Annotated in this window: 1 protein-coding gene; it reads left to right on the top strand. The window is 69.6% G+C overall.

The window, feature by feature from the left end; translation table 11 throughout:
- Positions 1 to 10: 10 nt before the first annotated feature.
- Positions 11 to 322: IS110 family transposase (locus XpopCFBP1817_RS23830; RefSeq protein ID WP_484606962.1), on the top strand; the 312-nt coding region annotated here is incomplete at its 3' end.

The raw sequence follows: 322 nt of genomic DNA, 5'->3' as shown, positions 1-322 counted from the left end.
TGCGTCAGGTCTGTGCCAGTTGGGCGCCTGGCGCAAGCAAATGGAGCCGAGTCAGGTGGTGCTGGAAGCCACCGGCGGCGACGCACTGGCGGCACCGGATGCGCTGCATACGGCCGGCTTGCCGAGGGTGCGGGCGAACCCGCGTCAGGCGCGCGACGTTGCCAAGGACATTGGTCACCTGGCCCAGACCGATCGCCTGGATGCACGCGTGCTGGCGATGATGGCGACGGTGTTGCCCCTTGACGCCCTACCAGCGGCTGGAAGGCTGGCGCCGTCAGCTGCGCCCGTACCAGCAGCGCCGCACGCAGGTGTTGGCGACGGT

This window comes from Xanthomonas populi (assembly GCF_002940065.1).
GTDB classification, from domain to species: domain Bacteria; phylum Pseudomonadota; class Gammaproteobacteria; order Xanthomonadales; family Xanthomonadaceae; genus Xanthomonas; species Xanthomonas populi.
Note: the sequence above shows the minus strand (reverse complement) of the source record. Positions and strands in the feature narration are given on the sequence as shown.